General features: G+C 66.4%; 13 protein-coding genes. 3 read left to right on the plus strand and 10 right to left on the minus strand.

Annotated features, from left to right (window positions below; genetic code table 11):
* Positions 1 to 145 precede the first annotated feature (145 nt).
* Positions 146 to 319, plus strand: coding sequence for a DUF7838 family putative zinc beta-ribbon protein (locus C477_RS24135; RefSeq protein WP_164721982.1), 174 nt, complete (start codon positions 146 to 148; stop codon positions 317 to 319).
* Positions 320 to 462: 143 nt separating this feature from the next.
* On the opposite strand, the gene gcvPB is transcribed toward C477_RS24135, so the two are convergent.
* Together gcvPB and gcvPA are read right to left on the minus strand one after the other, a co-directional pair.
* On the minus strand, positions 463 to 1,995 hold the full coding sequence (gene gcvPB, locus C477_RS12105) for an aminomethyl-transferring glycine dehydrogenase subunit GcvPB (RefSeq protein WP_008894785.1): 1,533 nt from the start codon (positions 1,993 to 1,995) through the stop codon (positions 463 to 465).
* Positions 1,992 to 3,329 carry an aminomethyl-transferring glycine dehydrogenase subunit GcvPA gene (gene gcvPA, locus C477_RS12110; protein WP_008894786.1) on the minus strand — a complete coding sequence of 446 codons (1,338 nt, stop codon included), beginning with the start codon at positions 3,327 to 3,329 and terminating at the stop codon, positions 1,992 to 1,994. Before gcvPA ends, gcvPB begins: the two co-directional genes overlap by 4 nt.
* Before the next feature lie 217 nt (positions 3,330 to 3,546).
* Here gcvPA and C477_RS12115 point away from each other — a divergent pair, with 217 nt between their 5' ends.
* Positions 3,547 to 4,329, plus strand: a complete 783-nt coding sequence (locus C477_RS12115; RefSeq protein WP_008894787.1) for a DUF2270 domain-containing protein — start codon at positions 3,547 to 3,549, stop codon at positions 4,327 to 4,329.
* Positions 4,330 to 4,340: 11 nt separating this feature from the next.
* Here C477_RS12115 and C477_RS12120 read toward each other — a convergent pair whose 3' ends face one another.
* From C477_RS12120 to C477_RS12130, 3 genes are all read right to left on the minus strand, one after another.
* Positions 4,341 to 5,528 carry an AI-2E family transporter gene (locus C477_RS12120; protein ID WP_008894788.1) on the minus strand — a complete coding sequence of 396 codons (1,188 nt, stop codon included), beginning with the start codon at positions 5,526 to 5,528 and terminating at the stop codon, positions 4,341 to 4,343.
* Between the two features lie 860 nt (positions 5,529 to 6,388).
* Positions 6,389 to 7,726: a hydroxymethylglutaryl-CoA synthase gene (hmgB, locus tag C477_RS12125; protein ID WP_008894789.1), complete on the minus strand. Its 1,338-nt coding sequence runs from the start codon at positions 7,724 to 7,726 to the stop codon at positions 6,389 to 6,391.
* Positions 7,727 to 7,794: 68 nt separating this feature from the next.
* Complete coding sequence (locus C477_RS12130; protein ID WP_008894790.1) at positions 7,795 to 9,303, minus strand: hypothetical protein; 1,509 nt, start codon at positions 9,301 to 9,303, stop codon at positions 7,795 to 7,797.
* A 131-nt stretch (positions 9,304 to 9,434) separates the two neighbouring features.
* On the opposite strand from C477_RS12130, the gene C477_RS12135 reads away from it, so the two are divergent.
* Complete coding sequence (locus tag C477_RS12135) at positions 9,435 to 10,232, plus strand: hypothetical protein (RefSeq protein ID WP_008894791.1); 798 nt, start codon at positions 9,435 to 9,437, stop codon at positions 10,230 to 10,232.
* Positions 10,233 to 10,254: 22 nt separating this feature from the next.
* Here C477_RS12135 and C477_RS12140 read toward each other — a convergent pair whose 3' ends face one another.
* The 5 genes from C477_RS12140 to C477_RS12160 all read right to left on the minus strand — a co-directional run bounded on the left by C477_RS12140 (position 10,255) and on the right by C477_RS12160 (position 13,748).
* Complete coding sequence (locus tag C477_RS12140) at positions 10,255 to 10,560, minus strand: zinc ribbon domain-containing protein (protein WP_008894792.1); 306 nt, start codon at positions 10,558 to 10,560, stop codon at positions 10,255 to 10,257.
* Between the two features lie 172 nt (positions 10,561 to 10,732).
* On the minus strand, positions 10,733 to 11,314 hold the full coding sequence (locus tag C477_RS12145) for a DUF7110 family protein (protein WP_008894793.1): 582 nt from the start codon (positions 11,312 to 11,314) through the stop codon (positions 10,733 to 10,735).
* A 120-nt stretch (positions 11,315 to 11,434) separates the two neighbouring features.
* Positions 11,435 to 11,779 carry a glutaredoxin family protein gene (locus C477_RS12150; RefSeq protein ID WP_008894794.1) on the minus strand — a complete coding sequence of 115 codons (345 nt, stop codon included), beginning with the start codon at positions 11,777 to 11,779 and terminating at the stop codon, positions 11,435 to 11,437.
* Between the two features lie 70 nt (positions 11,780 to 11,849).
* Positions 11,850 to 13,181 (minus strand): PQQ-dependent sugar dehydrogenase, encoded by a 1,332-nt coding sequence (locus C477_RS12155; protein ID WP_008894795.1) that lies wholly within the window; start codon positions 13,179 to 13,181, stop codon positions 11,850 to 11,852.
* A gap of 108 nt (positions 13,182 to 13,289) precedes the next feature.
* Positions 13,290 to 13,748: a response regulator gene (locus C477_RS12160; protein WP_008894796.1), complete on the minus strand. Its 459-nt coding sequence runs from the start codon at positions 13,746 to 13,748 to the stop codon at positions 13,290 to 13,292.
* Positions 13,749 to 13,835 lie beyond the last annotated feature (87 nt).

Here is a 13,835-nt window from a genome sequence, read left to right on the forward strand (position 1 = left end):
CCGTGTGCACGGACGAGACGCACTTAATCCCTGCCGGCGCCGCTCGAGCACTCGAACGGACGAGACGTCGACGGGCCGAACGGGTTCGGACGCCCGCCGTGGCGCAACCAGTACGTTTTACACCCGCGGCGCCCAATCGCCGCGCATGGCCATGGAACTCGATCACGAGTGCCCGAACTGCGGCACCGAACGGACCTTCTACCGCGCGGCGAGCACGACGCTGCACCTCGGCGAAAAGGTCAAGTGGCACTGCCCGGAGTGTGACTACGGCTTCGTGAAGATCGGCGACAACGGCACCGCCGTCGACTCGAGCGCGTAACCGGCTCTTCGACGCGACATTTCGATCGCCGATAGTCGTTTTTCGATCGTCGGTAACTCGAGCGGGTAGCCACCGCTCTCGAAGTCGACCGTCTCGAATCCAACGGCTCGCGACTCACCAGCGCGCGAAACGCACCGCGGCGATTACTCGTCGGACTCGGACTCGGGCTCGAGGGCCTGCCACGAGAGCCGCGGCGACCGCGCCGCGCTGGTCTGGTCGATCCGGCGCGCGGTGGTCCGTTCCGGCGCCGACTCGAGCGTCTCGTCGTCCTCCGCCGCGACGGCGTTGAAGGCCGCGGCGAGCCGATCCAGCGTCCCCTTCCCCTCGACTTCCGTCGGCTCGGTCATCAGCGCCTCGGGGACGATCTCGGGCCACTTGGTCGTCGGCGGGTGGACGCCGTAGTCGAGCATCCGTTTCGCGACGTCGGCGGCGTCCTGGTCGCCCGCGCTGGCGACGAACTCGTGGTGGAACGGTTCGTAGGGAACCTCGTACCCGATCCGGCTCGCGAGGTAGTTCGCGTTCAGGACTGCCGTCGCGCTGGCGTCGGCGAGCCCCTCGTCGCCCAGCCGCGCGATGTAGGCGAAGGCCTTGACGAGGACGAGCCAGTTGCCCTGGTAGCCGTGGACCTTGCCGATGGTGTGTTCGGGGTCAAACAGTTCGTAGCCCGGCTCGCTCTTGCTCTCGCCGTTCGATCGCACGCGAGGCGCCGGCAGGAACGGTGCTAACTCGTCGACGACGCCGACCGGGCCCGCGCCCGGGCCGCCGCCCCCGTGGGGCGTCGCGAACGTCTTGTGGACGTTGTAGTGCATCACGTCGAAGCCCATGTCGCCCGGTCGGGCCCGACCGAGCAGGGCGTTCAAATTCGCCCCGTCGTAGTAGAGCAGACCGCCCACGTCGTGGACCATCTCGGCGATCTCCTCGATGTCGCGCTCGAAGAGGCCGAGCGTGTTCGGATTCGTCAGCATCAGCGCCGCGGTGTTCTCCGAGAGGGCCGCCTCGAGCGCCTCGAGGTCGACCCGGCCGCCCTCGTCGCTGGGCAGCGAGACGACCTCGTAGCCGCCCAGCGCCGCGCTCGCGAAGTTGGTTCCGTGGGCGCTCTCGGGGATGATGACCTCGTCGCGGTGGCCCTCGCCCTCGTGCTCGTGGTAGGCCGCGGCGACGCGGATGCCGACGAACTCGCCGGCCGCCCCCGCGGGCGGTTGCAGCGTCACTGCGTCCATCCCGCCGATCCGGCCCAGGTAGTCCTGGAGTCGGTACATGAGCTCGAGGGTTCCCTGGACCGACCGCTCGGAGCGATCGGGGTGGACGGCCACTTTCGGGAGCGCCGCCACGTCCTCGGTGAACTTGGGGTTGTACTTCATCGTACACGAGCCCAGCGGGTAGGGACCGCTGTCGATCCCGTAGATCATCTGGGAGAGCCGCGTGTAGTGGCGCGCCAGTTCGGGTTCGGAGAGCTCGGGCAACTCGAGGGAGTCCCGGGTCAGATCGTCGGGCAGGGGCGAGCCGCCGTCCGCGGAGTCGTCACCGTCGTCCCCGTCGCTCGCGCCGATCTCGACGCGGGTCTGGTCCTTCTCCGAGAGCAGGGGCTCGTACTGGCCGTTCTCGACGTAGCGGGCCTGATCGTAGCGGACCTGTTCGGCTCGCGGGTCGGCGTCGCTCTCGTCTCGGTCGCTCATCGAATCACCTCCCGGAACGCCGCGACAAACGGATCGATCCGCTCGTCGGGGACGCCGGCGACGCAGACCTGCAGTTCGTGGTCGCCGACGACGTGGACCGCGAAACCGCGTTTCTCGAGGTCGTCCGCGATCGCCGGCGCGGGCTGGTCGACGCGGGCGACGAACTCCCGCAGGTGGTGTCGGTCGTGGACCGGCGCTTTAACGCCGACGAGATCGTCGAGGCGCTCGGCGAGATCCTCGGCGCGGGTGACGCCGCGCTCGGCGAGGTCGACCATCCCGTTCGGGCCCAGATAGGCGGCGTGCATCGCGGTTCGGAGCGCGACCCACGCCTGATTCGTACAGATGTTGCTCGTCGCTCGTTCCCGACGGATGTGCTGTTCGCGGGTCTGTAGGGTGAGCGTGAACGCCCGCCGGTCGGTCGCGTCCTCGCTGGCGCCGACCAGCCGGCCGGGGACCTGTCGGAGGTAGTCGTCCGTCGTGGCGAACAGCCCCAGTCCCATTCCGTAGCTCGTCGGCAGCCCGAGCACGCTCGCGTCGCCGACGACGACGTCTGCGCCGACGTCCGCCGGCCGCTGTAACAAGGAGAGCGCGACCGGGTCCGAGCCGAGGACGAACAGGGCGTCGTGATCGCTCGCGAGGTCGCCGACCGACTCGAGGCCCTCCTCGATCGTCCCCCGAACTGTCGGGTTCTCGGCGTAGACCATGACGCACTCCTCGTCGACCAGCTCCTCGAGGGCCGCGAGGTCGACGTTGGCGTCGTCGGTGGGGTACTCTTCGACCTCGAGGTCCGTGCCGGCGACGTAGTTCTCGAGCGTCGAGCGCCGTCCCTCGAGTAGGAGGTCCGGGACGAGCACGCGGTGGCCGCTGGTGTCGCGGACGCGCTCGGCCAGCGTGGCGGCCTCGCCCAGCGCCGTCGCGGCGTCGTACATCGAGCAGTTAGCCACCTCGAGACCGGTCAGCTCGACCAGCAGCGACTGGTACTCGAACAGGGCCTGTAAGAACCCCTGCGAGATTTCTGGCTGGTACTGCGTGTAGGAGGTGAGAAACTCGGAGCGGTCCGCGAGGTGATCGACCAGCGACGGCACGTAGTAGCCGTAGTGGCCCCGCCCGAGCAGCTCCGTCAGGTCGTCGTTGCGTCCCAGTATCGTTCGGACGAGTCGCCTCGTCTCCCGTTCCGATCGCGCGTCGATTCCGAACTCCCCGTCGAACTCGACGGCGTCGGGAATATCGAAGAGGTCGTCGACCGATTCGGCGCCGACCGCCTCGAGCATCGCCGAGCGGTCCTCCTCCGTGTGGGGAGCGTACGGGCTCCCCGTGGTGTGTGATCCGTGCATGGCTAAGCGTGATCTCGATCGAGCGAGTCGATCCGTCTCCCCCCGCGTCGACGGCGGCGTTCGATCCGAGGCACGATACTCGCCTCTAGCGGGCAGGGGGTAATGAACGCACTCGTTTCGGCGTGGCTATCGGGTAGCCGTCGATAGACGTGACCGTAACGACCCCTGCAGTCGCTACACGGACCACTAAGCTGACCGGCGGTGTCGGGGGGGTCGCATGGTCGACGAACGCGACGACGCCGGGACGACCGAACGCGACGACCGAAAACGCCCCCTCGGTGACGCAGACGAGAGGAACGAACGCACCGGCCGAGACGGTCCGCTCGATCGCGAAGATCAGGAGATCGGCGCGGCGGTCGCGAGCGAATCCGAGTTCCTGCTCGACGTCCTGCCGCACTTCTACCGCGGCGAGGTCAGCCAGGCCAACAGCGCGCAGGACCGGATCGACCGGACGACCGACTGGGCGATCACGCTGCTCGCCGCCGTGCTGTCGATCGTTTTCTCGAGTCGGAACATGCCCGCGTTCCTGCTCCTGATCGGGATCTTCGTCCTGTCGATCTTCCTGTTCTTCGAGGTGCGTCGGTACCAGTTCTACGACCACTGGCGCGCCCGTGTCCGCTTCGTTCAGGAGAACGTGTTCGCGAACGCGCTGGAACCGACCGGGGTCGAACACCCTGCCTGGCGCGAGGAGCTGAGCGACGACCTCCGGAACCCCACATTCAAGGTCTCGACTCGAGAGGCGCTCTCCCGCCGGATACGGCGCGTGTACGGACTGCTCTTCGCGGTGGCCGGCGTCGGCTGGGCGTTCAAGATCACGCTGTTCACCCCGGAACAGCAGTGGACGGAAGCCGCCGAACTGCCGGGGATCCCCGGTACGGCTGTGGCGGCACTGCTCGCCGTCTTCTTCACGTGCGTAATCGCGATCGCTCTGTGGCCGGGGGGACGGCAAGCGAAAGGCGAGATCCACGGTGTCGAGCCGGGCGACTGGAAGAACGACTGAAGGGCCGCCGATCAGGCGTCGGAATCGGAACCGTCATCGGCATCGGAATCGACGCCATCGTCGTGCTCCGCGTCGGCGTTCGACGCCGTTCGGTCGGCTGCCTCCGTGTCGGTGGTCTCGGGCCGCGACCCCTCGACCGGCGCGTCGGTCGCGGTCCCGGCTCCGGTCCTCGTCCCGTCGGTGCGCTCTCGAGCGAAGACGTCCAGTACGATCTTCGCGCCGCCGAGGACGACGGGGCCGATGAACAGTCCGACCGCGCCGAAGGCGATGAGCCCGCCGAAGATGCCGACCACGATGATCGCCGAGTTGAAGGCGCTCGTGCGGCCGATGAGCGCCGGCCGGAGGTAGGTGTCCGAGACGGTGACGAGCAGTCCGTAGACGACCAGTCCACCGGCAGCGATAGGCCGACCCACCGCGGCGAGGTAGATCGAGACCGGGAGCCAGACGCCGAAGGCGCCGACCAGCGGCAGGAGGGTGAGCACGAACGTGAGCACGGTGAGCAACACGACGGCGGGGATGCCCAGCACTGCGAGCCCCGCGCCGAGCAACACCGCCTGAATGGCCGCGACGAGGACGTTGCTGATCACCGAGGCCTGCATGAGCTGGTCCAGCTCCTCGAACAGCTCCCGTTGGATCTCGTCGTCGATCGGAACGACGCGATACAGCCACTCCATGAGTTGCTCCCCGTCCCGCAACAGCGCGAAGCAGACGAACAGGGTAATCGTCAGCCCGATCATGAGCCCCGGTAGCCCGCCGACGACGTCGAGAACGCCCGTCGCGAGCCCCTGTGCGCCGGAGGAGATCGAGTCCTGATACGTTTCGTAGAGCCCGGTCAGGTTGACCTCGTATCCCCGATCCGCGATTTCCTGCTCGATCATCCCGATATCGACGTCCCCGCTCCGGACGGCGTCCACGAGCTGGCCGGTCTGCCGGAGCGCGACGTTGAGGATGTACACCAGCGGGAGCAAGATGACGACCACCGCGGTGATCACGGAGACGAACGCGGCGATCATCGGCCGGACGTACCGCTCGAGTCGCCGCTGGAGGGGCAGGAGGATGTACGCGAGGACGATCCCGAAGAGGACGTACTGGAGGTACGGCAGGATAATGTGGAGTCCGAGAACGACGGCGATCAGCGCGAGCGCGGTGAGGGCGGGTTGCTCAACGGCCCACGCCGGCGGCTCTGGGCGCTCTGGCATACTTCCGACTGCAACGTCCCGACAGATTAGTCCACTGACCTGCGTCTCGGTGGAAGAAACGGTTCGGTCGAGCGACAACGGTTGCGGTTGCGGTCCGCGCGAATCCAGTGCCGTCCGGGCTCTGAGTCCTCGCGATACGGACGACCTTCCGCTGCCCTCGTTGGGGCGGACGAAGTCGCTGCAGAACTCCAACTCGAGGCAGCCGGCGACACACGTCGAAACCGGCTTCGGTCGTCGAAGTGTGATCGGAAACCGTCGTCAGATAGGATTCGTACGAAGTTCTTCGGAGGTAAAAAGTGGAGTTTCCATCGATACGTGTTAGTAGTTGAATTAGTGGATATGAAACGATGACTAATTCAGAATCAGCACGTGAATCGAAGGAAAATTTCATCTGGTTATTCTTTTTCCTCGTTCTTTTTGTCCTCCTTCGAAAGGAGACGATCCAGAGTTCTCTCGGAAACCACCAAGTAGTGGTTGGAGGGGCGGTCATCGGCTTCCTCGGAGGTTCGATAGTGACAGTTTGCTACAGATACGGAACGGAGTCGAGTAACTCGAGTCCGACGCATACGCGGAAGCGAAACGTAGCGAAGTTCATCGCGATTATAGCGGTCGGAACTCTTTCGAGTACGATCCTCAGTGGTACGACCGGTACCTGGATTCTGCTGGGTTCGTTCGGTTGGATCCTATCGTATTACGGATGGGTATACGTAACCGTGTAGCCACAAAATTCGATGAACATTTACCGGTAGCTACTGGCAGTTACCGCCAGCATTCGACAGACCGATACTTCCGCTCATCCATGCTGACGTAGCTTTTTCCCTCGCTCGCAAAAATCGACGCGAAAAAACCGCTCCGAACCGCTACTCGACGTACCGATACTTCCGTTCGCCCATGCGGCCCCAGCCGTCGAAGACGAACTCCGACTCGGGGGTCGTGAACTCCTCGACGTCGACGTCCATGTCGTGGTTGTGGACGTCGTGGACTTCCTCGTAGTCGTCCCAGCTCATGTCGTACCGGTCCTCGAGCTGTTCGTCGACGTTCAGCGCCTCGATCTCGTCCTCCCAGCCCTCTCGGACGACTTCGGAGTGGATCTCCGCCTGGGCGCCGCTGCCGTAGGAGGCGACCAGCAGCGCCTTGCCGGTCATGTCGCGACCGTTCTCGAGAGCGTGTTTGAGCGCGCTGGCGCGGGCGACGTGGACGGAGCCGGTGTACCAGTTGCCGACCTCGCGGGAGATCGACAGCGTCGGATCGATCGTCTCCGCGTACCACTCCTGGTAGGCCTCGGTCTCCTTGAGCAGGTCCATGTACTCCCGCAGCGCGTCGCGGTAGTCGTCGTCGGTATCGAACGCCTCGGGACGGGGCTGGCGGCCGATCTCGTCGGCCAGATCGTCCTCGAGGCTCGTGTCGCGGATCACGTGGCGGTAGGCCAGCAGAGCTGCCTTCCGGACCATGCCCGGGAACGGCGTGTGGAACGGCGCGTAGGCGAAGTCCTCCTCGTGGACGTCGCCCGCGACGCTCTCGTAGTCCTCGAGGGCCTCGCGCATCCGGGCGAGATACACCTGCACGGAGCGTTTGCCGTCGACGGAGGGGAACTGCTGGTTGGGCTTGAGGAAGTCGGTCTCGTCGGCCGAGCCGTACCCCTGCTCGGCGGAGAGTTCGACAAGGTTGGGATCCTCGCTGATCAGCATCGCGACGGCGCCGGCGCCCTGGGTCGCCTCGCCGGCGTCGCCCCGGGCGTACAGCGCCGTGTCGGTCGCGATGACCAGCGCCGAGCGGCCGCGGTTACGGCCCGCGCGGATCCAGTTGTACGCGTCGTCCAGACTCTGGGTGCCCGCGATGCAGGCGAACTTCCGCTCGCCCTTGTTGGCGTGGTGGAAGTCGCCCTCGAAGACCTGCTCGAGACAGCCGGCGACGTACGTCGAAACGGGTTTGGAGTTGTCGAAGGCGCTCTCGGTCGCGACGTCGATCCGTCCGATATCATCGGGTTCGAGCCCTTTGCGCTCCATCAGGCGGTGGGCGGCGTTGGCGCCCATCGTGACGATGTCCTCGTAACTGTCGGGGAAGGAACTGGCGTTCAGCCCGAGCCCTTTCGTGTACTTCTCGGGGTCTTCGCCCTTCTCGGGGGCGAACGTGCCGGGTAAGTCGAGTTTGAGGTTCCCGGTCCAGATTTCGATGGCGTCGATACCGACTGCAGTCATACCGTCGCATTCGTAGAGACGCCATATGTTACTGTCGATGGAAAGATCGACAGCCGTCGAGAGCGGTGTTATCCGGTTCGCGCGATCGACTCGTTGCGGCTGTTTCCGTTGCCGTCTGTGACGGCAAGTCGGATTTCGTACTCGTTTCCGGACCCGTTCTTTTCTTCGAGTTCGATTCCGTCTTCGACGACGCGGTCGCGATTCGGATACGCCTTCTCCCACGTGTCGACCACGGCTCCCGCGTCGTCGAGTAACTCGAGGGTCCCCCGCGTGATCGGCGCGTCACCGGACGACGCCCGCCAATTGACGGTGAACCGCGCGTGATTATTGTGGTTCCCGCTACTCGCTTCGAACTCCTCGATCGAGGGGGGGATCTCGTCGTGTTCGACGCGCACGGTGATCGTATCGCTGCTCCCCCCGCTCGAGACGAAGAGGTCGACGTCCCCCGACCCCTCTGCCTCGAAATCGACCGCTTGATCGCTCTCGTTGAATTCGGAGACGGTCGGACCGGACGTCTGATACGCGAAATCGAGCGTCGCCGATTCGGCCGCTGCGTCGGCGGCGAACGTTGCGGTCTCCCCCGAATACACGCGATAATCACAGCTCTCACCGTCGTCACACGCTCGAGCGCTATCGTGATTGTCGGCCCAGCTTACGGTGTAAGCGCCGCCATTGCGCTCGCCGTCACCATCGGTACTCGCGGTCACGTCGTACTCTCCGCTCGAGTCGCCGCCGTCGCCGATCCCGACTCGAGTGACCTGCAGTTCGTACTCGCCGGCAGCCAGTTCGACGGTGAGCGAGCCGCGCCCCTCGTCGGTCGCGTCGTAGTCCGTCACTCGAGCGTCCGACTGGCCGTCGTCGAACGTCGTCCCGATCGTGTCGTTCCACGCGGTCGGTGCGGCGGTCGGCACCGTGATCGTGACGTTCTCGTCGCCCTCGCCTTCGATCGGAACCGGATCGGAGGGGCCGCTGAGCGCGGTCGGATCGACCGTCACCGCGCCGCTGCCCGACCGCGAGAGCTCGCCCTCGAGCACGACGAGCCTGATCGTCCCGTCGGAGAGCAGCGGCTGGTCGGTCAGCGAGACCTGCGCGTCGTCGAACTCGTTGAACGCGAAGCCGTGTTCGATCCGCGTCGTCGGCGCCGAGTCGTACTCCCTGTACGCGGGCGTGTAGGCGAGGGTCGTCGTGGAGTGGTTCCCGGTCAGGTTGTGCGGATCCCCCTCGTATTCCGATTCCTCCCCGGCGAATCGGGCGTCGATGCTGATGGTTTCCGTGCCCGTCGTCTCGAGTCGGCCCGTCGGTGCGGGCGGGTTCGCCGCGACCGTTCGAGACGGATACTGGGTGCCGAGCGTGACGGCCGTCGACCGCGTTCCGCCCTCGGCGCCGACGTTCTGGATCGCGTTCCGGAGCTCCTGTAACTCGTCGTGAACTGCCTGATTGTGGGTAAATTCCACCCGTTCGTTCTCCGCGGGGACCGCGTTGAGCTGGTAGAGCGCCAGCGCGGCGAAGACGATCGCGAGCAACAACACGGTCCCGATCTGGACGGTGACCGCGCGCTCGTCTCGCCGAAATGCCATAGCCGTGAATGCGCCCGATAGCGTAAACGTGTACTGGCCGTCGGGTCGCCTCCCGCGGCGACGGTCCGCCGGCGGCCGTCCGACTGAAAGCTGTGGCTTACTATAGGGCGCGTCGAGGTACGTCACCGCGCATGCGACGTGTCGAAGAGCGGTTCCGGAGCCATCTGGTCGAAGACGAATCGGTGCGGGCGCTCGCGTCGGGACGGCTCCTCGGGGACGCCGTTCGCGGTCGAGCGACGATCGGCGCGACCGACCGTCGACTCCTCTGCGTCTCGGCGAGCGGCGAGTTCGTCGACGTCAGGTACGACTGGATCTGCTCGATCCGGCGCCGGGAGCAAACGCGCGTCGAGTACCGATCCGAGGAGGGCTCGAACCGATCCCTGCGTCTCCTGGGCGGGCTCGTCGCCCTCGCCGTTCTCGTCGTCGGGATCGTCGCCGCGACCGGTATCAGTGCGGTTCAGGGGGTCGCCACGACCGGGCTCGCCGCCGCGACCGTTGCCCTCGTCGCGGCCGTCCACTCCCTGCGAACGCGACCGGGCATCGGTCGCGCGACCGAGCAACTCGCCGTGGGGGCCGGCGTCCTCGCGCTGGTCGCCGTCGTCGCCGTCGTTCCCCTCGCGGCCGTCGTCTCGCCGCCGCTCTACGGGCTCGTGACGGTCGCCGGACTCGGACTGGCCGGCTACGCCGCTATCCACCGCGCGGAACTCGACGGGCTGGGTATCGACGGCCGCCGCGAGACGCTGCTCACCGTCACCACGGTCGACGGCGACACCGTCACCCTCGCCGTCGACGCCGACTCGACGTTCGACCGCGACCTCGAGGCGTGCGTCCACCGGACCGACCCCGCGTCCGTCGAACGGCCGCTCGCTCGGGCGCCGGTCGAGCGCCCGCCGGACGGTGACGACTCGGCGACTGTCGGGAGTACGTGACCGTTACGGCGACGATCGCTCCTCAGGAGGGGAGTCTGGCGAGACACTGGTGACAGTACCGCGCCGACGAGGCGTTCGGGTTCCCGCAGGCCGGACACCGGTGGCTCGAGGCGGTCTCCGACTCGATACCGATTCCGCTCGCGAGCACGGTCAGCACGTCGTCTTCGACCTCGTGGCCCTGTTCGTGCAGCCACCGATCGATGAAGGCGTCGTCGCGAAGCTTCTCGAGGCCCCGCACCAGTCCGAGAAAGAGCAGCGTGGGCGCGATCATGACGAACGCGGCGACGGCCAGCCGGCCGACGAGCTCGAGAGTGCTGAGGTTTGTCATACCAAGAGATACTGCGCCGGCGGCAAAACACCTACCGCTCGTCCGGTCGTGTCAGCCCGCGAACCGGCCGATTGCGTTCGCTCGCTGGGGTCCGAATCAAAGCGAACGGTCGAGAACGCAGTCGCTATCGTATTATCGTATCGACGAAAACGCACGCGAGGCCGGACGCCGATCAGTCCGAGATGAACTTGTTGTCCCGCCAGTTGACGCCGCCCTCGCCCGAGTTGTGGTCCCGCGGTCCTTCGACGACCTCGATGTTGGCCGGTCGGGGCTCGCCCTCGACGATGCGGGTCGCCTCGAGTTCGCCGTCGCGCTCCGAGATCGCCGTCAGCGTCCCCTTCTCGGCGGCTTCGGCGATGCCACAGAGGACCAGGAACATCTGATACTGCAATAGCGAGTTCTGGAGGACGGTCTCGCGGTCGCCCTTGAACGCCGCGAACTCGACGAGTTCGGATTCGATCTCCTCCTCTTCCTCCTCGTCCCAGCGGAAGGCGTTGCGCCGCTCGTCGGGATCCTCCTCGTAGACCCGGTTCTCCGTGACGCTGGCCTTGAGCTGGGCGGTCGGCGTGTACTTGCTGACCGATTCGTCCTCGGCGACGGCCTTGAGAATGAGCGTGTTGTTGCGCCGCGTTATCTCCACGTCGGTGATACCGTCCGGGTACTCTGCCTCCTCGATGTGTTCCCGAAGGTCTTCGAGGGGTAGTTCAAGCGTCGAATGCAGCCGATAAACGTGTCTGGATTCCTCTGTTGACATGGTGGGATGATCTGCGGCGACAGTCGCTGAGTTCCTAGTACGAGCGCGTGACTTATATGACCTGCTATTAGATACGTGGCCGATGCGCTCGGATTAATTCATCGGCGCGATTCGGAGTGATTATTCGGCGTTGAGCGTCTCGGCCAGCTCGCCGCGTTCCTCGAGTTCCTCGAGGACGTCCGAGCCGCCCACGAACTCGCCGTCGACGAACGTCTGCGGGATCGTTTCCCAGCCGCTGTAGTCCTCGAGGGCGGCCCGGAACTCGGCGAGGGAGTCCAGGACGTCGACGGTCTCGAACTCGTCGCGGTGGCTGTCGATGAGGCCGAGCGCCTTCCGGGAGTAGCCACACTGGGGCATCAGCTCGGTCCCCTTCATGAAGAGGACGACTTCGTTGTTTTCGATGACGTCCTCGACTTGCTCGTCGACCTCGTCCTGATCGAGACCCTGGTTCGGTGGGAATTCCATATCAGTCGTATGGCAACGAGAAGGGATAGGCCTTGCGTCCGCGGTACCGACGGAGCCCGAAACGACGCTCCTACCGCGGGTCCAGCCTGACGATCCGATCGTCGCTCGCCCGGGGGAACGGCCCGTCCGCGCGACCGTCCCGGTTCGACGTGAGCAGGTACAGCGAGCCGTCCGGCCCGGGCTCGACGTGACGAAGGCGTCCCCACTCGTCGGCGAACAGCCGGTGGACCGTCGCCGTAAAGCGGTCGTCGAGCCAGTCGGCGTCGTACCGGACGCCGTCGGTCTCGTCCGGGCTTCCCTCGTCACCGCCGTCCGAATCGCTTCGAGGCGTGAGCCCGACGACGGCCAGCGCGCTCGAGGCGAGCCCGCAGACGAGGACGGTGTTCGTCCACGGCTCGATCGCGCCGTCGTCGTAAAACGCCAGTCCGGACGGCGCCCACGTCGTTTCGGGTCCGGTGTTGACGACCGGCGGCGTCGCCGCCTCGTACTCGTCGTAGCTCCCGTACTCGGGGTCGTCGGGCCCGCCGCGGACGATATCCCAGCCGTAGTTGCCGCCCGGCCGGAGGATCGAGACCTCGTCTCGCGCGCCTGGCCCGTGTTCGGCGAGTATCGGCGTTCCCTGCGGCGTGAAGTCGAGTCCCTGCGGGTTGCGGTGGCCGAGCGAATACGTGCGCCGGTCGCCGTCGTCACCCCAGTCGGGATTCTCGGGGTGGGGTTCCCCCTCGGGCGTCACGCGCAGGACGGCACCGGCGCGGGAGCCGGGATCCTGCGTCAGCGCGGGCTCCCTCGCGTCGCCCGTCAGCACCCAGAGGTGGTCGTCAGGACCGAACGCGATCCGTCCGCCGTTGTGGATCGACGACCCCGGGATCCCCTCGAGGACCGTCTCGAGGGCGTCGGCCTCGAGGTCGTAGCGGACGACCCGATTCGAGACGGCTCCGTCGTCGGCCGTGTAGTAGGCGAACAGGTCGGGAGTGTCGGGATAGTCGGGGTGGGCCGCGACGCCGAGGGTCCCGCCTTCGCCGGGCGACGCGCGATCGGGGAGGGACGCGCTCTCGAGAACCGTCTCGCCGTCATCGGCCCCCAGATCGGCGTCCTCGGCCAGTGCGTCCGCATCGAACCGGCGGACGCCGCCGTCGCGTTCGGTGACGAAGGCGTCGCCGTCGGCGAACGTGAGATCCCACGGGATCGCGAGGTCGGAGACGACCGTCGTCGCCGCGACGTCGCCCTCGTTCGGGACGGCGTCGGCCGGCCGCCAGTCGGGTTCGGACCAGTCGTCGGCGGGGACGGACTCGGGCGTCGCGAGTTCCGTCGCGTCGGATCTCGACTCCGTGAAACAGCCCGCGAACGCGGGAATCGCGACGCCGGCCGCCGCCAGCAGGCGTCGACGCGTCGGAGCGTTCATACGGGTACTGCGGGACGGAACGGTGAGAAACCCTGGGTCGACGATTGGAGGCCGACTGATCGGCCTCGAGTCGGGGAACGGACGCCGGCCGACCGACCGCCGACGGCGTTACTCGTCGCCGTTCGGCAGCCGCGCCGTGGTGAACCAGAACTCCGCGTAGGCCCGAATGGTCTCCAGAAACTCGTCGGGCTCGACGGCTTTCTTGAGACAGGCGTTCGCGTGCTTTCGGTACGAGTGCAGGACGTCGCTCTCGTCCTGGGAGCCGGTGAGGACGGTGACGGGAATGCGCTTGTGCTCCGGGTCGTCTTTCAGCTCCATCAACACCTGTTCGCCGCTCGTCCGAGGCAGGTTCCAGTCGAGAATGACGAGGTCCGGTCGCGGTGCGTTCGCGTGGTCGTCGCGTCGGTAGACGAAGTCGAGCGCCTCCTCGCCGTCGGTAACGGCGTGGAGTTCGCTGTCGGCGCCGGCGTCGCGAAACGCCTCCTCGATGAGGCGGACGTCTCCCGGGTTATCCTCGACCAACAGCACGTCGATCGTCCGCCTCGAGCGACCAGATGCATCGCTCATCACTCCCGTTTCGAGATGACTACGCATGAAAGCACTGCCTGAGCCGCCGATCGCTAGCCGCGACGGCGGCGCCGCGTGCGGACCGCG

This window comes from Haloterrigena salina JCM 13891 (assembly GCF_000337495.1).
GTDB classification, from domain to species: Archaea; Halobacteriota; Halobacteria; order Halobacteriales; family Natrialbaceae; genus Haloterrigena; species Haloterrigena salina.